Source organism: Calditrichota bacterium, assembly GCA_013112635.1.
Lineage (GTDB): Bacteria > Calditrichota > Calditrichia > Calditrichales > J004 > JABFGF01.
Window position 1 is genome coordinate 165,451 of record JABFGF010000006.1, and the last position, 20,893, is coordinate 186,343.

Consider the following 20,893-nt stretch of genomic DNA (forward strand, 5'->3'; position numbering starts at 1 on the left):
TTGCCCTACATGACGGGGGAATGATAAAAGGGTTTACAAATATTTTAGGCAATCTTTTAATAAAGTAGTAAATTTCTATTAACTGAAACGAGAATTCTTAGGTGGTTATGAAATATTCAATTTTATTCTTTTTATTTTTATCTACAATATTTGCTTCGCCAATAGTCGAATCCGCCTACTCGGGTGACCAGGATGAAAGCTGGAAATTATACGACGACACTGAAATGGCTGTTGTAAATATTACAACATCGCAAGATGCTGTTGATTATATGTTTGACAATCCCTCGAGCGATTCACTGCATTATGCTTCTCTCCATTTTAAAAATGCTTTAATTGATGAAACAATTGATTCCGTTGGTATTCGCATCCGTGGAAACACATCACGTAATTCACAAAAAAAATCATTTAAGCTGGATTTTGAACACTTTAAATCCGGACGTGAATTTTATAATGTGGATAAAATGAATCTCAACGGCGAACATAATGATCCATCAATTATCAGGGCCAAACTGGCATGGGATTTCTTTCAGGAGATTGGCGTAAAATCATCACGAGCTTCACATGCAAAGGTTTATATTAACGGTTCATATTATGGTTTATATATCTCAGTGGAGCACTATGATAAAGAGTTTTTAAAGAAGAATTTTTCCGATGATACTGGCAATTTATGGAAATGTTTATGGCCGGTAGATTTAGTTTATAAAGGAGATGATCCGGACTCATATAAGTTTTACCAGGGCAGCCGGCAGGTTTATGACCTTAAAACAAATGAAGAATTAGATGATTATTCTAAACTGGCAAATTTGATCGATGTTATAAATAATAGCACAGATAGCAATTTTGCCAGGGAGTTGGAACAAGTTTTGGATGTGCCTTCGGTTTTAAAATATATGGCTATGAATGTTTTGCTTGGCAGTTGGGATGATTATTGGTCTAATGTGAATAATATTTATCTTTATCATCAGCCTTCTATCGATAAGTTTTACTGGATTCCCTATGATTATGATAATACGATGGGAATAGATTGGTTCAATATTGATTGGGCAACTGTGGATATTTACAATTGGCCCAAAATTAATGATAGGTCCCGGCCTTTAACAGATCGATTGCTGGTCAATGATCAATACCGAAACCTTTATTCCCATTTTATTTCTTTCTTTTCTGAAAACGTTTACGCTTTGTCTCTTTGGGAAGACAGACTTTCGGGTTTGTATAACCAGATTCTTCAACCGGCAACGGAGGATACTTTCCGAACAAAAGATTATGGATTCACAACGGATGATTTTACGAATTCATTTACTGCGAGCCATTTTTCATCGTTGCATGTAAAACGGGGAATTCGTGAGTTTGTAAATATGCGTAATCAATCTTTGCCTGCTCAGATTTCATATAAAGATGCAAACCCAAATATTTACAATGTTAAGTACAGTAAAGTAGCGGTTTTACCAAGCGACAGCATTAAAATATCTGCATCGATTTTTGCACATCCCGGATTTGAATTGGTTGAACTTCATTACAAATTAAATGGTGCTGACGAATTTATAAAATCAGCATTTAAAGCAAGTCCCGTGCAAAATTCTAAAAAAGTAGAAGACTTCGATCGCTGGCAGGTTATTTTGCCACCACTTGGTGAAAACGGTAGTATTGATTTTGTTATTTTTGCCAAAGATAATAACGGCAATATTCAATTTTATCCCCAATTAGAGACGATCAATGTTTCAACTTTCACATCTGGTAATGAAAATATTTTTATCAATGAAATTCTGGCTGTAAACCAAACAGGATTGCAGGATGAAGCTGGTGAGGCGGATGATTGGCTCGAACTATATAACACATCGCCAAGTGATGTTGATCTCTCCGGTTATTTCCTGACCGATAAAAAAGATAATCTTACAAAATGGGCCTTCCCGGTTGATTCATCAACAATTCCCGGCAACGGTTTTTTAATTGCCTGGTGCGACGAAGACCAGCAGCAAGGCGTATTTCACACAAATTTCAAATTGAGTTCCGCCGGAGAATTTGTTGCCCTTGTTGCCCCGGATGGCGTAACCATCGTGGATTCATTTTCTTTTGGCGCACAGACTGCTGACATCTCTTATGGAAGACACCCGGATGCTTCAGATAACTTGAAATTTTTATCACCTACGCCGGGATTGTCAAATTCGCCGACAGCAATAACCCATGATGATTTTTTGCCACAAGGTTTCAAAATTGTTGCCTACCCGAATCCTTTTAACGGAGAGTTAATTATAAAATATAACCTGCCTCAAAAGCAGGATGTGGTTCTAACTATTTTTGATATGATGGGCAGAAAAGTCTGGTATGAAGTAATTAAAAACAACCAGGCCGGTGAACACAGTTTTAAATGGTATGGAGGTTCGCAAAATGGAAGCAGTGTTAGCTCCGGGCAATACTTTATCCAATTGAAATCTGCAAAATACAATCAATCTCGAAAGATTCTTTTGATCAAGTGAACAGATGAATTAAATTTAAGTTTATTCATAACAAGATGTTATTCCATAGAAATCTTTTTTGTGAAATAATAATTCTGTTTCGCCGTAGAGATTCTTGTAAAATTACAATTCCACATCCTCTAAAAATCCAGCTTTTGTGTTTGTACCTTCCCAAATTAAATATGAATTCGATTGATCCATTTCGTATATTAGAAAATCAAAAATAACGAATAAATCAATGAAACTTGCTGTACAGGGTATACAAAAATCGTTTTCCGGCAAAAGAATTCTAAAAGATATTTCTTTTGAAATTAGCCAAGGGCAAAGCCTTGCTTTTACCGGACATAATGGTTCCGGAAAAACAACCTTAATCCGAATTTTGTGTGCATTATCCCGGCAGGATAAAGGTGAGATTGTATTTAGCAAAAATGATAAAACTATAAAACCGGAATTTTTTAAAGATCATTTTTCATTGGTTGGCCCCTATCTGCAATTGTATGAAGAACTGACTGCTTTTGAAAATCTGAAATTTTTAGCACGGCTAAAATCAATAAAAAATGGTGATGATTCCGCTTTTTCTTTAATCAACCAGGTTGGCTTAAAAGGCAGGGCGCACGATCCTGTAAAAACCTATTCTTCAGGAATGAAGCAGCGTTTGAAATATGCCTTTGCATTGCTTTCATCACCGGATGTTCTGTTTCTTGATGAGCCGACCTCAAATCTTGATAAGGATGGCATTAATAAAGTTTACGAGATTATGAAGAATCAAAAGCAGGAAAAAATTTTAATTTTTGCCACAAATGATGAAAACGATTTGAAACTGGCAGACCAGGTGGTACAAGTAGATGCGTAATAGTTTAACAATTTTTTTAAAAGATTTTCAGCAGGAAATCCGCTCTAAAGCTGCCATTAATTCAATCTTGCTATTTGCGGTTGTAACTTTGACGGCGGTATCTTTTTCAATTGGTAACTTTACAATTTCTATCGATATTTTGGCCGCATTATTGTGGATAATTATTCTGTTTTCGGCGATGTCCGGTTTTTCGCATGTTTTTCTAAAAGAAGAAGAATCGCACACGGCAGATACTTTGAAATTAATTGCCGGCCCAACGGAAATTTTGCTTGGTAAATTTTTGTTTAACATTGTTTTATTAACGGCTGTCTTAATTTTGATTATACCGCTTTATATTGGTGTCTTTAATTTTGAGGTTAAAAGTTTTCCATTATTTTTGGTGACTGTCTTTTTAGGCGCCTTTGGTTTAACGGCCGGCGGGACAATTGTTGCGGCATTGATTGCAAAAGCTTCATCGCGCGGGGCTTTGTTTAGCGTGCTTGCCTTTCCAATTTTATTACCGGTATTGATTTTAGGAATAAGCGCAACACGGATAGCTTTTAAAAAAATGGATGTTGGGATCATGATCCCGGAAATTGAAGCTTTGTTTGCATATTGTGTAATTGTATCAACAGCAGCCATTATGTTATTTGATTTTATTTGGAACGACTGACAATTTACGATTGATAATTGTAATATTGATGCTGGAAAGAACGGGGCTCCAGGGTTTTATTCTTACAATGTTAAAGTCTTTAAATATTAAAATTAGTTGTGAAAAAAATAGAAAAACAGGATCAATAAATTGAACAAAAAATATCTAACATACGCCTGGCAGGGATTTCTGTTTGTTTTACTTAGCCTGGTAATTGTGGCCGCATATTTATATGCACCATTGGCGAAGGGGTTAGGCGAATTTACACGTGTAATGTATTTCCATGTGCCGGCTGCCTGGGTAACGGTAGTTGCTTTTTTTATCGGGGCTTTTTACAGCGTATTGTATCTACGGAAACGCAATATAATGTTTGATTTGTATGCAGAAGCAGCAAGCCAGCTTGGTGTTATTTTCTGTTTGTTGGCCACGGTAACCGGGGCTTTATGGGCAAAGGAAAGCTGGGGTGCTTATTGGAATTGGGATCCACGCCAGACCTCCATTTTTATTTTATTACTTATTTACGGCGCATATTTCTCACTGCGTTCTGCTGTGGAACAGGAAGAAACCCGCGCGCGTTTATCGGCTGTATATTCAATTTTGGCATTTGTAACCGTGCCGTTTTTTGTTTTTATAATTCCAAGAATTTATGAATCATTACATCCGGACCCATTGATAAACCAGGAAGCAAAGATGAAAATGAATGGACAAATGCTTACCGTTTTCCTTTCATCGCTGGGTGGTTTTACAATGCTTTTTTTCTGGATGATGCACCTTAAAAAATCTTTGATACAGATTTCACGAAATTTTGAAAAATTAGTTAATCAGGAGAATTAAATGTCGGATATTTACGTTGTATTGGGTATAATTTTAATTGTATGGGTGGGTATTTTTGGATATTTACTCTCATTACAAAGTAAAATTTCTCAACTAAAAAAACGGTTGGACGAAAAGTTATCGGAATAGTAGTTTTATTAAAAATGTAATTATTAGTTTTATAGTTTTTAAACAAAAAAAGACAAAACCAATATCAGAGGTAAAAAATGAAAACAAAATATATAATAGGAACTGTAATAATAGTTGCCTTTGCATTTCTGGCAATTAGTTCGTTTGAAGGAACTATTACGCCATATGTTTCTATCGCAGAAGCCATTGAATCCGGCGAATCTGTGCAGGTAAAAGGCCAACGGGTTGGCGATGCAAATTTTGATATCGAAGAGAACCTGTTCAAATTTACATTAAAGGACGAGGCCGGTAAACAAATAGATGTAATTTATGACGGAGCTAAACCGGGTAATTTTGATCAGGCAATCGAAGTTGTGTGCCAGGGCTCTTTTAAAAATGGGAAATTCCATGCAACAAACATACTTGTAAAATGTCCATCCAAATATGAAGAAGAAGGTGCTCATCCTGAGAGCATTCCTACAAAGGAGAGCCAGGTATGATTTTTGGAATAACGTTAACATCTCTCACTTTTGTACTTCTCCTAATCAGTATCGCGGCTAATTATTTATATTATCTGCGCCAGGAAGAGCCAATGCTAAAAATTGCACGTTCCGGGTACTTCGGAGCATCGGCTTTAATTTTGCTTCAGGTTATAATTTTAATGTATGGAATTCTTAATCATCACTTTGAGTGGATTTATGTATTTTCATACTCATCAAAAGATTTATCAATCTTTTATTTGATATCTACATTCTGGGCCGGTCAGGAAGGCACATTTTTATTATGGCTCCTCTTTGGAGCTATTTATGGAATAATCATTATCCGCAATCGCAATGAAGAAGAGCCTTTGGTGATGAGCTTTATGGGTTTGATCCAGGCTTTTATCGTTTTAATATTGATCAAAAAAAACCCATTTATGTATGTCTGGGATGTCAATCCTCTTGGTTTTCAGCAAGGCGCAATTCCATTTGATGGAAATGGACTAAATCCGCTATTGCAGGATCCATTTATGGTAATTCACCCCCCCATTTTGTTTTCCGGATATTCTTCAACAATGATTCTTTTTTCATTTGCCATGGCGGCCCTTATTCGCAACAAGCATGACGATTGGATCAAAACCGCTTACCCTTATGCACTCTATGTGGCCCTTTCACTTGGAACGGGGATTATACTTGGTGGATATTGGGCTTATACAACACTTGGTTGGGGCGGTTACTGGGGCTGGGATCCTGTAGAAAACAGTTCATTAATTCCCTGGCTTGTATCATTAGCCCTTTTCCATGGAATTGTAATTCAGCGAAGACAGGGAGGTATGAAGCGCTTAAATCTGTTCCTGGCTATCAGTACTTTTATTTTAGTGTTATATGGCAGTTTCCTTACCAGAAGTGGCGTTTTAACTGATTTTTCCGTGCATTCATTCGGAGAGTCTGAACTTGAATTATATCTGATTGCTTTCTTGTTTTTGTTTACAGGGATTGGTTTTATAACATACATTTTCAGGGTTCGGGGTGTAAAAGGGGCCAATCTTGATACAGGCTTTTTTACCCGAGAACTTTTTATTGCTTTTGGAATGATGCTTATTTTACTATTGGCAATTTTTACTTTCGTAGGAACATCTTGGCCGCTTTTATCAGCATGGTTCCAGGATAATGCCAGCAGTGTTGGCCCGGATGCCTACAACCGTATTGGAGGACCGTTGGCTATTGCCCTAGGATTATTAATTGCCTTGGCTCCGGTGTTTAGCTGGAAGAGAGACAATCTTGCCAAAATAAAAAGTGTTTTAATTCATTTTGTTTTAGCGTTGACAACTGGTGTGGTTATTTTCTTTTTAGGTATGCGCGATATTTTACCTCTAATTATTTCTATTGCGGCTGTTTTTGTGATTATAATAAATGGTCAAATCGTTTTTCAAATGGCATCAAAAAAATCATATGCTTTTGGTGGGTATTTGGCTCATGTTGGTATTGGTTTAATGTTTATTGGAATTATTACATCATCTGTATATGATGAGTCTCAAAAAATTACATTGCCAATGCATGAACACACATCCGTTTTGGGGTATGAATTACGATATAATGGCAAGGAAACGGCAGCAAATGGCAAAGATAAAGTTTTGCTTACCATTAACCAGGATCAGGAATCATTTGCCCGTTTTTACTGGAGTGAGTACAGCCGCGCGTATATGATTGCACCGTCCGTTACAAATTCTTTGTTGGAAGATTTGTATATCTCTCCAATTCAGATTATTGAAGGAGATGCAAAACAACAGAGTGGCGATAAATTTCAAATAAAAAAAGCAAGCACTGTCTCTTTCGAAGAATATGGCATTCGTTTCAATGAATATGAAATGAACATGCATGAAATGGGCGCCGGTGATATGACCATTCTTGCCAAGATTGATGTTTTGGATAAAAACGGTCAAATTATTGAAAGTATTAAGCCTGGAATCAGAATGAAAGGGAAAGAAAAAGAAGATTTGCCAGCCACTTTTCCCGGGACAAACCGGCAAGTTACTATTGATGGCTTATCAGTTGAAGAGCAGATTCTAGTTTTGGCAGTTTCTAACACTGACCAAAATGAGACTTCAGCCGGCAAGAAAGAAATGCTAGCCGTTGAGGTTTCTAAAAAGCCTTTAATTAATATTTTGTGGTTGGGAACTGGTCTCTTGTTTATAGGATTTATTACCACCTTAGTCAATAGAACAAAACTTCAGAGATTATAAACTTAAATCTGTAATAGATTATAAATGTTTTATAAAGGCTGCATTTTTCGCAGCCTTTTTTTTTAAATAGACAACTTTCTCTTGCTTGAAAAGAAACCTATAAAACGGTATATTCAACGATTAATTTTTTATAAATCTGAGTAATGCCAAGAATAAAACTTACTATTGAATATGACGGTTCTGCTTATTGTGGATGGCAGCTTCAGAAAAAAGATAAAACCATACAGGGCGAGCTGGAACGCGCCTTAAAAATTATATTAAAGAAAAAAATTAATATTCTTGGATCTGGGCGCACAGATGCCGGGGTTCACGCAAGAAATCAAATTGCGCATTGCGATATACCGGAAATTGCAGGTAATAAATTAGAATTATTAAAAATACAAAAATCAATTAACGGTATTTTAGACAACGATATAGTTGTAAAAAATATAGAAGAATGTTCCCAGGAATTTCATGCCCGTTTTGACGCAAAAAAAAGGTTATACCGATATTACATATCAAAAACTCCCACGGCTATAAATAGAAAATTGGCCTGGTATATTTCTTATCCTCTAAATTTTACACTAATGCAAAAAGCAGCAGATAATTTGTTTACATTACAGGAGTTTAAGACATTTTGTAAAACGGGAAATGATGTTAAAACCTATGAATGCAAAATTCATCGGGTAAAATGGTATCTCGCTTCCGGCTTTTGGGTTTTTGAAATACAGGCAAATCGTTTTTTATATGGAATGGTTAGGGCAATTGTAGGTTTGTTAACGGAATTGGGCCAGGGGAAGATAACCTATAAACAATATTTAGAAATTATCAATTCTCAAGATCGAAGCAAAGTTAAGTTTAGCGCGCCGGCTCACGGGTTGTTTCTTGAGGAAATTACATATTAAAGGAGATTAAATGAAGTTTTTTATTGACACTGCAAATATTGATCAAATAAAAGAGGCCAATAGTATTGGTGTTTTAGATGGTGTTACAACAAATCCAAGTTTGCTTGCCAAAGAAGGTGGCGATCCAATTGAAATTTATAAACAAATTTGCGCCATTGTTGATGGGCCGGTTAGTGCAGAAGTTTTATCGCTGGATACCGATGGCATGTTAAAGGAAGCCCGCGAACTGGTTAAGATCCACAAAAATATTGTTGTAAAAATCCCAATGACAAAAGAAGGAATGAAAGCTGTAAAGGTTTGCTCCTCCGAAGGGATTAAGACAAATGTTACTTTGGTTTTTAGCTCACCTCAGGCACTTTTTGCAGCCCGCGCAGGTGCAACTTATGTTAGCCCTTTTGTGGGCCGTCTGGATGACATTTCTTCCAATGGTATGGACCTGATTGGCGAGATTGTACAGATATTTAGTAACTACGCCTTTGAAACAGAAGTACTGGTGGCAAGTGTTCGCCACCCAATGCATTTAGTTGAAGCCGCAATGATGGGTGCTGATGTGGCAACAATCCCATTTAATGTTATTGAACAAATGCTAAAACACCCTTTAACAGATAAAGGTATTGAAACATTTTTAGCTGATTACAAGAAAATTTATGGCTAAATGCCTGAGTTTATTTGGTGATTTCAATCCATATAATTGGAATAAAACATTATTTGTAGAGATGGTTTAATCACATAAGCTAATAATTTTGCTGGATAAAGACATGGATAAAAGATTTAAAAAAGAATACGTGTATGGATTGTTTTTTATACTTGCGATAATTTCATGTGGAACCCAAAAAAATGATCCAGAGCCATTGTCTGGTCAAAATGAAACTACCGGCCAGGTAGAACAAAAGCTACAACCACTAAATGATGGTCTGTATAATAGCCGCACAACTGCAATAACTGAAGCGGTAAAAATGGTCAGCCCTGCGGTTGTATCCGTCAATGTTACAAAAATAGAAAAAAGAATTTGGCGAGGTGATCCATTTCTTCAACGATTCTTTCCAGAAATATATCGTGACAGAGTTTACCGGGAGAAAGTGCCTTCGCTGGGATCTGGTTTTATTATTTCCAATGATGGCTATGTTGTTACAAATGATCATGTTGTTGGTCATTCAGAAAAAACTGAGATTACAATAAACACATCTGATGGAAATGAATATCCGGCCCGGCTGATTGGACAGGATTTTGTTTCTGACATCGCCTTGTTAAAAATTGATGATCATACATTGCCGGCAACTATTTTGGGTAATTCCAATAATTTGGTTATTGGCGAATGGACTATTGCACTGGGAAATCCATTTGGCCTGTTTAAAAAAAGTAAACCAACGGTTACTGTTGGTGTTATTAGTGCAATGGACAGGGATTTTGGGCGGGTTGAAGAAGGCCGTATTTATCAGGATATGATACAAACAGACGCTTCAATAAATACAGGTAATAGTGGCGGTCCGCTTGTTAACGCAGCCGGAGAAGTTATCGGTATGAATACTTTTATTTATACGGGCGGTCAATATTCATCAGGCTCGGTTGGGATTGGTTTTGCCATTCCAATTAATCGTATAAAGGAAATTGTTAAAGGTTTAAAAGAGAATAAAATTGACCGGGATTTTTGGGTGGGATTTCGTTACAGTCCAATAAACAGGGTAGTTGCTTATGAGCTTGGATATCCTGAACAGGAAGGGATTTTTGTTTCTAATATAAAACGACGCAGCCCCGCAGAAAAAGCCGGTCTTGAATTGGGAGATGTTTTAATTGAGATAAATGGCCTGCCTGTAAAAGATGAGGCATCAGTAAAGGTTGCCATGGGTACAGAATATCTTAAGGTTGGAGATAAGCTAAATATGAAAGTCTGGCGTGAAGGTAAGATTAAGCCGGTAAATATAATATTGGAAAAAGACATTAATGGAGTGAGTCAGTGATGACCACTCTTTTAAATCATCAGACCACCTCAAAAAACAGAATTAAAAATAAAACCGAATATCCTGGATCTGCATCCAGGAATATGTATTAAGGATAGAGAAAAAATGATTGCACGATATTCATTGCCGGAAATAGAAAAAATTTGGACAGACGAGGAACGTTTTTCGATTTGGCTGGAAATTGAAATTGCAGCAAGTGAAGCAAATAACCAGCTTGGAATTGTTCCCGATGAAGATTTAAAAACAATCAAAGAAAAAGCCAACTTTAAAACAAACAGAATTCTTGAGATTGAGGCTGAAGTTAAACATGATGTTATCGCCTTTTTAACAAATGTAGCAGAATACGTTGGTCCGCCGGCGCGTTACATTCATTATGGACTTACTTCTTCAGATGTACTGGATACTGCTTTAGCCGTTCAGCTTGTTAGGGCAGGAAAACTGATTTCAGATGCGCTTGAAGCTTTGATAAAAACTATTGGCAAAAGGGCTGTAGAATTTAAGAATACTATCCAGATGGGGCGTTCGCATGGTATACATGCCGAGCCAATTACTTTTGGTTTAAAACTTGCAGTTTGGTATGATGAACTCAAGCGTCAGCGAGAAAGGTTGAAAGAGGCCGTTGAATCAATCAGAGTTGGCCAAATATCAGGCGCTGTTGGCACTTATGATCATCTCGATCCACAGGTACAAGATTATGTTTGTTTGAAGCTGGGATTGAAATCTGCTAATATTTCAACACAGGTTTTACAAAGAGACAGGCATGCCCATTATATGTCTGCACTGGCTTTGATTGGCGCAACGATTGAGAAAATTGCTGTTGAAATCCGCCATTTGCAGCGAACAGAAGTATTGGAAGCAGAAGAGGGATTTACAAAAGGGCAAAAAGGCTCATCTGCAATGCCGCATAAAAAAAATCCCATTATTAGCGAGCAACTCTCCGGGATGGCGAGACTTCTGCGTGGAAATGCCCATACTGCCATGGAAAATGTAGCTTTATGGCATGAGCGTGATATTTCGCATTCTTCCGTAGAGCGGATAATTATGCCGGACAGCACTATGCTGCTTTATTACATGTTAAAAAAAGCAAATGGGCTGATAGCTAATTTAAATGTTTTCCCGGAAAATATGATGGCTAATCTGCAAAAAACAAACGGCCTTTTTAGCTCTCAAGTGGTACTTTTAGCACTTACACAAAAAGGTGTATCACGGGAAAAGGCATATCGAATGGTGCAACGTAATGCCATGAAAGTTTGGGAAGAAAAAGAGGATTTTGCTAAACTGCTTAAAGCCGATCCTGACTTAAAAGAAGCTTTATCTGCAGAAGAAATAGATGATCTCTGTTCGATTGAAAAACGGTTGAGTAAAGTTGACTATATTTTCAATAAAGTCGGTTTAAAATAAGTTCATTTGTGAGCTTAAATAGACAAAATTAAGTTTTATTAAAAAGAGGTTTTGATGATCGCTAAAGACGGAATTCCTATAATAATTTGGACGGGAATAATTTTTCTTGTGATAGCTGCATTGGGCTTTTCGCTTGATACAATCTATTTAAAAGCTTTGGCTGCAGTTATATTAGCCATATTTATTTTTCACTTTTTCTTTTTTCGTGATCCGGACCGCGAGACGCCACAAGGTGATAACCTGATTATCGCACCGGCTGATGGTACCATCATTAAAGTAGATGAGGTAGAGGAAAAAGAATACTTCAATGAAAAAGTACAACGTGTGACAATCTTCATGTCCGTTTTTAATGTTCATGTAAACCGTTTCCCATTTTCCGGAGAAGTAGATTATCTTGATTATGCGCCGGGTAAATTTATGGCTGCTTTTGCAGATTCTGCAGATCTTGAAAACGAGCGCACTATTATTGGAATTAAATCTGGCGAGAAAAGACTTTTGTTTAAACAAGTTGCAGGTCTTATTGCCCGCCGTATAGTTTATCATGTAAAAAAAGATGATACAACACAGGCAGGGATACGCTTTGGTTTAATCCGATATGGTTCCCGGGTTGACATGTATTTTCCGCTTTCGGTAAAAGTTAATGTTAAGCTTAAGCAAAAAGTAAGAAGCGGCAGTACAATTATCGGGGAGTATTAATGTGATACGGATTTCGCGTTCGGTTGTACCAAACTCTTTTACTGTCGGCAATATGCTTTTTGGCTACTTGTCGATGTTTTTTGCGGTTGAAAAAGATTTTGTAATGGCGGCCTGGATGATTGGCCTGGCTGCTTTTTTAGATGCAGTAGATGGCAAAGTTGCACGTATTACAAACTCTTCCAGTAAATTTGGTGTTGAGTATGATTCCTTGGCTGATGTTGTTTCTTTTGGTGTTGCGCCTTCATTTCTTATTTATCATTTTTACTTTAACCAGCTTGATAATGTAGGCTTTTTATTCAGCTTTATGCCACTGCTATTTGGCAGTATCCGTCTGGCCCGTTTTAATGTACAACTAAGTGGATTTACAAAAACTCATTTTAGCGGTTTGCCAATTCCGGCAGCGGCAATTACAATCATAAGTTATATTGTTTTGGTTGAAAGGTATTTTGATGGTGAGCCATTTCCAAGAGTTTTAATGGCACTTACGGCAATTGTATCACTTTTAATGGTCAGCAATGTTCGCTATGAGGTCGCAAAAATTTCTTTAAAAGGTAATACAAGACATAAAATTATTTTAGCATTCCTGTTAATTTTTGGAATATGTATTTTGTTTTTTCCAAATATGTTAATTTTTCCTGCAATGCTTTTATATATAGGTGGCGGGCTTATTAAAACACTTTTTATGAAGACCAGTGAACGCAGGCAGAAATATAAAGAAAAACGTAGCCAGCGATCGGCCAAAAAATCGCAAAATAAAACTGAACAAAATGAGAATGTTGAAAGTAAGCAACAAAACGATATTGAATAAGTATTTTTTGTTGCTAGAATATATTTAGAAACTAAGGATTTGGTTGCATCTTCGAGTTGCATGTTAAAATAACTCGCAACCTGTAACCTGTAACAAAAAACCTGACAGCTGTTATCTTTTGGTTTGGGATTACATTAATTTTTAAAACAACTCAAAAAGGCGGTGCAAAATGTTTGGAATAGGGACAACAGAATTACTTGTTATCTTATTCATTATTTTATTGGTATTTGGTTCTAAAAAATTACCGGAGCTGGCAAAAGGTCTTGGTAAAGGAATTAATGAATTTAAGAGAGCATCACAGGATATTCAAAGTGAGCTGGATATTAATGCCCCTCTAAAGGAAAAGAATGAAAAGAGTGCAAAAAAAGAAGATGAAACACCAAAGAGTGAGTAAATGAATGCCAGCAATAAAAATTGTTCAGTCGATCCAACGCGGGGAACTTTCAGCTGTTAATCACTTGGATGAATGTCTTACAAAGATTCAAGAAAACAAAGACCTCAATATTTTCCTGAATACCTTCCCGGAAAAAGCAAAAAAAAAAGCCGCTGATATTGATCAAAGAATTAAAAATAGTCATTCCGTTGGTACTCTTGCCGGGTTGGTTATTGCCATTAAAGATAATATCAACATAAAAGATGAAATAACCACGTGCGGCAGTAAAATCCTTGAACCTTTTAAATCCCCTTATAATGCTACGGTTATAAATAAACTGGAAGCCGAAGACGCAATCATCATTGGCAAAACCAATCTTGATGAATTTGCTATGGGCTCTTCAAATGAAAATTCTGCATTTGGACCGGTTAAAAATCCACATAACAATGAAATGGTTCCCGGCGGCTCAAGCGGCGGATCTGCAGTTGCAGTTGCTACAGGTTGTGCCGATATAGCACTGGGAAGTGACACGGGCGGTTCGGTCAGGCAACCGGCTTCATTTACAGGAACAGTTGGTCTTAAACCTTCCTATGGAAGAATCTCTCGCTATGGGCTTGTGGCTTTTGCATCATCCTTAGACCAGATTGGAATCTTTGGAAATTCATCACAAGATGCTGCGTTTGTGTTGGCCACAATTGCCGGGCATGATAAAATGGATTCCACATCGGCTGATATTGAAATTCCGGATTATGCCGGCTTAATCAATCCTTTAATAAAAGGTTTAAAAATAGGTGTCCCAAAACAGTATTTTGCAGAAGGCCTTGATCCTGAAATTAATACACGTATTATGGAAATTGTTGGACAGCTGAAAGACCGGGGTGCTGATATTGTAAATATAGATTTAAAAACGGCAGAATACGCGATTGCCATTTATTACATCATTGCAACAGCAGAGGCATCTTCCAATTTATCCCGATTTGATGGTGTTCGCTACGGTGCTCGTTTGGATGAGGGCAAAGGCTTGATAGATATGTATGAGAAAACGCGTAATGAAGGTTTTGGTGAGGAAGTACAGCGCCGTATTTTGCTGGGGACTTATGTTTTATCTGCCGGCTATTATGATGCTTATTATAAAAAAGCGCAGCAGGTGCGCCGTTTGTTAAAAAATGATTTTGATGAAGCCTTTACAAAATGTGATGTGATTCTTTCGCCAACTACACCAACTACAGCTTTTAAAATTGGTGAGAAAAAAGACGACCCTCTTTCTATGTACCTACAGGACATTTATACAGTTTCGGCTAATCTGGCAGGTATTTGCGGGATGAGTATCCCGGCGGGAACACACAGCAACTGTCTGCCTTTTGGAGTTCAGTTACAAGCCAAAGCTTTTAACGAACAAGCTATTTTTGATTTGGGAAGTTCTATAGAAAAAATTATAAAAACTGATTAAATGAAGTCGCTGAATTATATCCTAAAAATAATATTTTTAATATCATTACTTTTGTCATATAGCTGTTCTAAAAAGAATGCTTTATTAAAGAGTGAAATTAGTAATGAACAACTGATTGCATTTGTTAAAGATGGTTCAAAAATTTTTCTTATCGATGCAAAAGGAGAAAATGAGATTCAAATTTACGAAGCTGAAAATAAGAAAATAGTTTCTTTAGCATGGTCTATGAATGATAATTATTTAACATTTTTTGAAAACTCTGATGATGAAGCAAGTTTAGTTATACTAAATTTAAATGATCTTACTAGCAAAACTCTTTATAATTACAATGTTTTACCAAAAAAAAATCTTACCCCTGTTTTTCGCAATGATACAACTGTAATATTTTCTACCGAGAAAGAGATTGTTGAGTGTGATTTCTCATCGAATTATAGAGTTTTGGTACGAGATAAATCAATAATTGATTTTTGCTTTCTACCAACTCAAAACTCCATTTTATATTCAAATGACTCATCTCTAGTTAGAATAGATTTGGAATCTAATAAACGATCAGAAATTTTTTACAGGAAGAATAATTATCCTTTCGATAACATTTCAGTCTCAGTCGATGAGTCAAAAATATTATTTTCATCAGGAAATACTATTTTCGTTTTTGGAAATGCAGATAGTTCTTTTCTTATTTCTCAAATAGAAAGAGATTTACCTGTTTTTTGGTTGGAATGGTTTAGAGATAAAATTATTTTTCAAACAGGGATAAAATCTGGGGAAAGGGGTGTTCATAATTTTCGCCAAAATCTTAGAAGACAATTCCAAGGAAAAATGGCATTTTATATTTCGGATATTTTTGGAAAAAATCAAAAACAGTTTTATCGTAAAATTGAAACGGCCTCGATGGGGAATCCAGACTTATCAAATGATTTGGATTATATCACTTTAATTTCAAATTCATTAAACTCAAAAAGAAAAGTGTTTTTACTCTCAATTGAGAGCGGTAATTTATTAAGACTTTCAAGTAATGGACATGCCGATTATCCAACATGGCAAAATGGTAATAACTTTGTGACCAGTAATTAGGAATATTAAATACCAATGAAATACGAAGTAGTAATCGGGTTGGAAGTACACGCCCAACTTGCAACAGAAACAAAAATATTTTGTGGATGCAGCACCCAATTTGGTTCTGCTCCTAACTCTCAGGTTTGTCCGGTATGCCTTGGTATGCCCGGCGTTTTACCTGTGTTAAATAAAAAAGTGGTGGAATACGCCATCAAAATGGGACTGGCCACAAATTCGCAAATAAACCGCTTAAATACATTTGCACGTAAAAATTATTTTTATCCCGATCTGCCAAAAGGTTATCAGATTTCGCAGTTTGATGAGCCTATTTGTGAACATGGTTCAATCGATATTGTTGTTGATGGCCAGCATAAACAAATTGGCATTACGCGAATCCATATGGAAGAAGATGCCGGAAAATCTGTGCATGATGAAAGTTATGTCAATAAAAATGAAACGCTGGTTGACCTCAACCGCTGCGGCGTTCCTCTGATTGAAATTGTTAGCGAGCCGGATATGCGTTCTGCACAGGAAGCTGCAGCCTATCTTACAAAAATCCGCCAGTTGGTACGCTATTTGGGTGTTTGTGATGGCAATATGGATGAAGGCAGTTTACGTTGTGACGCCAATATCAGCTTGCGGCCTTTTGGCCAGGAAGAGTTTGGTACCAAAGCGGAACTCAAAAATATGAACTCTATACGTAACGTTGAACGGGCATTGGAATATGAAATCAAACGACAGGCATCCGTTTTGGAAGACGGCGGTACAATTCAACAGGAAACATTATTATGGGACCCTGTAAAAAATGTGGCAAAATCGATGCGTGGAAAAGAAGATTCGCATGATTATCGCTACTTCCCAGATCCTGATCTTGTGCCGGTAAAAATTGACCAACTTTGGTTGGATGAAATCCATACATCTCTGCCGGAGTTGCCTGATGAGAGGACAGAACGCTTTGTAAAAGAATATAAAATACCCGAGTATGATGCTGAAGTTTTAACCGCGGGTAAAGATGTTGCCGATTATTATGAAACAACCGTGAAAAGTGTGGCAAATGCAAAACTTGCAAGTAACTGGATTATGGGTGAGGTAATGCGCCTGGTGAACCAGCAAAAAGTTGAGATTGGTGATATTTCGATAACTCCGGCCCGGCTTGCCGATTTGTTAAATTCGATTGAAAATAAAACAATCAGCGGTAGTGCCGCAAAAACAGTTTTTGAGAAAATGGCAGAAACGGAACTAAGTGTTGCTCAAATCGTGGAACAGGAAGGCCTTGCCCAAATATCTGACAGCAGTGAACTTGATAAACTGATTGACCAGGTGATTTCTGAAAACACACAGCAAGTGGAACGCTACAAAAACGGTGAGAAGAAGCTTATTGGATTTTTTGTGGGCGCTGTAATGAAGGCTTCAAAGGGAAAAGCTGATCCGAAACAGACAAATGAAATCTTGCGTAAAAAATTACTTTAAAATATTAATTAGGCTGATATTATGGTAATGAAGAACCTGGTTTTTATATATTTTATTTTCGTTCTTTTTAATTCTTTTCTTTTCAGCCAGGATTCCATTAAGACGACAACAAATGATTCAACAAAAATTGATTCATTAAAGAAAGCATCACTCGATAGCGCATTGTTTATCAATAATGATTCACTTTCCCTACAGCTTGTTCACCCGGTAAATAAGAAAATCCCCAAAAATGTTATTACGATGCCTAAGCTTTCAAATAATCCATTGAAAATTGATACCCGAACAAGCTCTTATTACACTCCAAGAAATGTACAGGATAAAATGGATCAGATTATGAATCGGCCAAGGTCTGATAACTTTGTTCCTGTTTTAGCTATGGCTGCATTTGCTGCAAAGGTGGCCGCGCAACAACTTGAAATTGATAAACTATTTGAACTTAAAGCAAAAGACTATCTAATTACCGATGAACAGTTTTCAGTTTTAGAAAAGCTTTGGATAAAATCACCTTTACGAATTGATAAACTGTACTTATCAACAGATTTAAAAAACGAAACCACTGCAAGGGAATTGCAAACAACTTTGTCTGCTCTTGCTGATAAGGGATTGATAAAAACACGCGATGCCGGTGAAAATAATATCATGTTTTTTCCAGCCCAAAAAAGTGACAAAGTGATTTCAATGGTCAAATCTGCATTAAATGACCCAACAATTGAAACTGATGTTCAATTAAAGCTTCAGTCCCTTTTACAAAAACTGCAAAAAATTACTCCTGAAAAAACCGAATAAACATGACTCCGAAAATTATCATTCACGGTGGTGCATGGGACATTCCTAAAATTCTTCACAAAGCGCATCTAAAAGGAATAAAAGATGCGTTGAACGTTGGCCGGGAAATCTTATCCAAATCAGATGATTCTTTAGAAACTGTTTTGGCTATTATCAAAAACTTGGAGGATAACCCGACTTTTGATGCCGGTAAAGGTTCATTTTTAAATAGCGCCGGTGAAGTTGAAATGGATGCGGCGATAATGGTTGGAGAAGACCTAAGTATTGGTGCAGTGGCCGCGATTCAAAATGTAAAAAATCCCATCGAAGTAGCAAACCTGGTCAGGACAAAATCGCAACATGTTTTACTTGTAGGAGTGGGTGCTGCCTCTTTTGCCAGTGCACATAATACCCAGGCAGCGAAGACTGAAAATTTGCTGGTTGGCAGAGAAAAAAAATTACATACCCAGCTATCAAAACAAAAAGAAGTAAACATCAAATCTTTCTTTGAAAAAAAAGTGCCTTCAGATACAGTTGGGGCGGTTGTAATCAATAGTCGTGGACAAATTGTGGTGGGTACATCAACAGGTGGGACACCACATAAAATGGCTGGCAGAGTTGGCGATTGTCCCATAGCCGGTTCCGGTTTTTTTGCAGATAATTTACTTGGCGGTGTTGCATGTACTGGTTGGGGCGAAGGAATTTTACGGGTTCAGTTGGCCAGAGAAGTTATTGATCGTGTAAAAGCAGGAGTAAGTCCTCAAAAAGCCGTAAATGATTCGGTTGCTTACATGAGAGAAAGGGTAAATGGCGATGGCGGAGTTATTTTTATTAATAATGCCGGAAAGATTGCATTTGCTTTTAATACGCCTTTTATGGCAGTTGGGGCCGCGACTTGTGAGAAAATAAATTTTGTAAGCCTTGGACATGAACGATGATTTTTTTCTATCTGTTAAAACTTACACGCCCGTTAAATGTGGCCATTACAGGTGGTTCCGTTTTAATTGCTGCATCACTGTCTGCTAATTTTTTTCTTTCCAAAACTGTGATTCTTGCAATGATTTCTGCAAGTTTAATTACAGCTGCAGCAAACATTGTAAATGATATTTATGATATCGAGATCGATAAGATCAACAAGCCACACAGAATCCTGTCTTCAGGGAAAGTGTCAATCCAAAATGCATGGGTTGCCTATTTTATTATTAATATTGTGTCATTACTTTTAGCATGGTTTGCAGGATTTATTCTTTTCCTTATTGCATTATATTCAGCCGCCATTCTTTACTTTTACAGTTTTTATTTTAAACGGACAATATTAGCCGGTAACTTTGTTGTAAGTCTTATATCCGGATTGGCTTTTATATTTGGCGCTATGGCAATTGATGATTGGATTGTTGGAGTAGCTCCGGCTGTTTTTGCTTTTCTTTTCCATTTTGGCAGGGAAATTGTTAAGGATTTGGAAGATGTGCAAGGAGACTTAGCAAGAGAGGTTGTTACTTTTGCCGGTCGTTATGGGAAAACTAAATCTGTTCTACTGATAAATATTATTTTTATCATTTTAATTCTATTTTTATTCGCTCCTTTTGTATTAAATCAATACAATATTTATTATATTTATATCATAATTCCTGGCGTTGCAACTGTTCTTCTGCTTATTTCAATTTTGCTTTGGTTTAAGAATGATGTTATGTGGTTAAACAGAGTAAGCCTGATGTTAAAAATTGATATGTTTATTGGGCTTTGTGCAATATACATAGGAGCAAATCATGATATTTTCTCTAATTACTAATCTGGAACATTTAGACGTTATTTTAGCTTCTGCTTCGCCAAGGCGCTATGAATTGCTGGCTAGTACAGGAATTCAGTTTAAGGTTATCCCAAGTTCTTTTGATGAATCTTCGGTAGATATTTCCGATCCGATTTTACTTGCTGAAGAAATTGCACATCAGAAAGGTCTGGTGGTTGCCAGGGAATACCCGCAACACTTAGTTATTTCTGCAGACACAATTGTAACAATTGGTGATAATATCTTTGGAAAACCAAAAAATGAGCAACATGCCGCTGAGATGTTACAAGCATTGTCCGGGAAAAGCCACAAGGTGCATACAGCTTTCGGTTTATTTTTACTTAAGTATGATAAATCCCTCATCGAGACTTGCACAACTGAGGTAACAATGCGGGATTTGCATAATGATGAAATAATGGCTTATGTAAATACAGGTGAGCCGATGGATAAAGCAGGGGCATATGCCATTCAAGGGCAAGGTGCTATGCTGGTTGAAAAAATAAATGGCGCTTATTCAAATGTTGTGGGATTCCCCCTAGCAAAATTTTTTACAACTTTGGATCATTTTCTTGCAAATCTTGCATTACAGGAATAGCTTTGCAGTTCTTCCAAATTAATAAATAAACAAATGAAAGGTTCCCATCG

Annotated in this window: 21 protein-coding genes; all 21 read left to right on the top strand. The window is 36.8% G+C overall.

Annotation, left to right across the window (positions count from 1 at the left end):
* Nucleotides 1-107 precede the first annotated feature (107 nt).
* The 21 genes from HND50_15975 (at nt 108) to maf (ending at nt 20,843) form a co-directional block, all read left to right on the top strand.
* Nucleotides 108-2,474, top strand: a complete 2,367-nt coding sequence (locus HND50_15975; protein NOG46740.1) for a T9SS type A sorting domain-containing protein — start codon at nt 108-110, stop codon at nt 2,472-2,474.
* Between the two features lie 217 nt (nt 2,475-2,691).
* Entirely contained in the window at nt 2,692-3,306 is a 615-nt protein-coding gene (locus HND50_15980; protein ID NOG46741.1) for an ABC transporter ATP-binding protein, read from the top strand.
* Complete coding sequence (locus HND50_15985; protein ID NOG46742.1) at nt 3,299-3,958, top strand: ABC transporter permease; 660 nt, start codon at nt 3,299-3,301, stop codon at nt 3,956-3,958. Before HND50_15980 ends, HND50_15985 begins: the two co-directional genes overlap by 8 nt.
* A gap of 168 nt (nt 3,959-4,126) precedes the next feature.
* Nucleotides 4,127-4,771, top strand: a complete 645-nt coding sequence (gene ccsA, locus HND50_15990) for a cytochrome c biogenesis protein CcsA (protein ID NOG46743.1) — start codon at nt 4,127-4,129, stop codon at nt 4,769-4,771.
* Nucleotides 4,772-4,900, top strand: a complete 129-nt coding sequence (locus tag HND50_15995) for a CcmD family protein (GenBank protein ID NOG46744.1) — start codon at nt 4,772-4,774, stop codon at nt 4,898-4,900.
* Nucleotides 4,901-4,977: 77 nt separating this feature from the next.
* Nucleotides 4,978-5,379, top strand: coding sequence for a cytochrome c maturation protein CcmE (locus tag HND50_16000; GenBank protein ID NOG46745.1), 402 nt, complete (start codon nt 4,978-4,980; stop codon nt 5,377-5,379).
* Complete coding sequence (ccsA, locus tag HND50_16005) at nt 5,376-7,601, top strand: cytochrome c biogenesis protein CcsA (protein ID NOG46746.1); 2,226 nt, start codon at nt 5,376-5,378, stop codon at nt 7,599-7,601. The genes HND50_16000 and ccsA (HND50_16005) overlap by 4 nt, the downstream gene beginning before the upstream one ends.
* A 143-nt stretch (nt 7,602-7,744) precedes the next feature.
* On the top strand, nt 7,745-8,485 hold the full coding sequence (gene truA, locus HND50_16010; protein ID NOG46747.1) for a tRNA pseudouridine(38-40) synthase TruA: 741 nt from the start codon (nt 7,745-7,747) through the stop codon (nt 8,483-8,485).
* Nucleotides 8,486-8,495: 10 nt separating this feature from the next.
* Nucleotides 8,496-9,140 (top strand): fructose-6-phosphate aldolase, encoded by a 645-nt coding sequence (gene fsa, locus HND50_16015; protein ID NOG46748.1) that lies wholly within the window; start codon nt 8,496-8,498, stop codon nt 9,138-9,140.
* 103 nt (nt 9,141-9,243) lie between these two features.
* A complete protein-coding gene (locus tag HND50_16020) occupies nt 9,244-10,443 on the top strand; it encodes a trypsin-like serine protease (protein NOG46749.1) in 1,200 nt (399 codons plus the stop codon).
* A 105-nt stretch (nt 10,444-10,548) separates the two neighbouring features.
* Nucleotides 10,549-11,844 carry an adenylosuccinate lyase gene (locus HND50_16025; GenBank protein NOG46750.1) on the top strand — a complete coding sequence of 432 codons (1,296 nt, stop codon included), beginning with the start codon at nt 10,549-10,551 and terminating at the stop codon, nt 11,842-11,844.
* 54 nt (nt 11,845-11,898) lie between these two features.
* The gene (locus HND50_16030) at nt 11,899-12,540 is read left to right on the top strand and encodes a phosphatidylserine decarboxylase family protein (GenBank protein ID NOG46751.1); all 642 of its coding nucleotides are present in this window, start codon (nt 11,899-11,901) and stop codon (nt 12,538-12,540) included.
* Nucleotide 12,541: 1 nt separating this feature from the next.
* Entirely contained in the window at nt 12,542-13,348 is an 807-nt protein-coding gene (gene pssA, locus HND50_16035) for a CDP-diacylglycerol--serine O-phosphatidyltransferase (protein NOG46752.1), read from the top strand.
* 169 nt (nt 13,349-13,517) lie between these two features.
* A complete protein-coding gene (gene tatA / locus HND50_16040; protein NOG46753.1) occupies nt 13,518-13,742 on the top strand; it encodes a twin-arginine translocase TatA/TatE family subunit in 225 nt (74 codons plus the stop codon).
* A gap of 4 nt (nt 13,743-13,746) precedes the next feature.
* Nucleotides 13,747-15,171 (top strand): Asp-tRNA(Asn)/Glu-tRNA(Gln) amidotransferase subunit GatA, encoded by a 1,425-nt coding sequence (gatA, locus tag HND50_16045; protein ID NOG46754.1) that lies wholly within the window; start codon nt 13,747-13,749, stop codon nt 15,169-15,171.
* Complete coding sequence (locus tag HND50_16050) at nt 15,172-16,245, top strand: hypothetical protein (GenBank protein NOG46755.1); 1,074 nt, start codon at nt 15,172-15,174, stop codon at nt 16,243-16,245.
* Nucleotides 16,246-16,260: 15 nt separating this feature from the next.
* Entirely contained in the window at nt 16,261-17,697 is a 1,437-nt protein-coding gene (gene gatB / locus HND50_16055) for an Asp-tRNA(Asn)/Glu-tRNA(Gln) amidotransferase subunit GatB (GenBank protein NOG46756.1), read from the top strand.
* 21 nt (nt 17,698-17,718) lie between these two features.
* A complete protein-coding gene (locus HND50_16060) occupies nt 17,719-18,483 on the top strand; it encodes a hypothetical protein (GenBank protein ID NOG46757.1) in 765 nt (254 codons plus the stop codon).
* A gap of 2 nt (nt 18,484-18,485) precedes the next feature.
* Entirely contained in the window at nt 18,486-19,400 is a 915-nt protein-coding gene (locus tag HND50_16065) for a peptidase T (GenBank protein ID NOG46758.1), read from the top strand.
* Nucleotides 19,397-20,251 (top strand): geranylgeranylglycerol-phosphate geranylgeranyltransferase, encoded by an 855-nt coding sequence (locus HND50_16070; protein NOG46759.1) that lies wholly within the window; start codon nt 19,397-19,399, stop codon nt 20,249-20,251. Before HND50_16065 ends, HND50_16070 begins: the two co-directional genes overlap by 4 nt.
* Nucleotides 20,229-20,843: a septum formation protein Maf gene (gene maf, locus HND50_16075; protein ID NOG46760.1), complete on the top strand. Its 615-nt coding sequence runs from the start codon at nt 20,229-20,231 to the stop codon at nt 20,841-20,843. Before HND50_16070 ends, maf begins: the two co-directional genes overlap by 23 nt.
* Nucleotides 20,844-20,893: the final 50 nt, after the last annotated feature.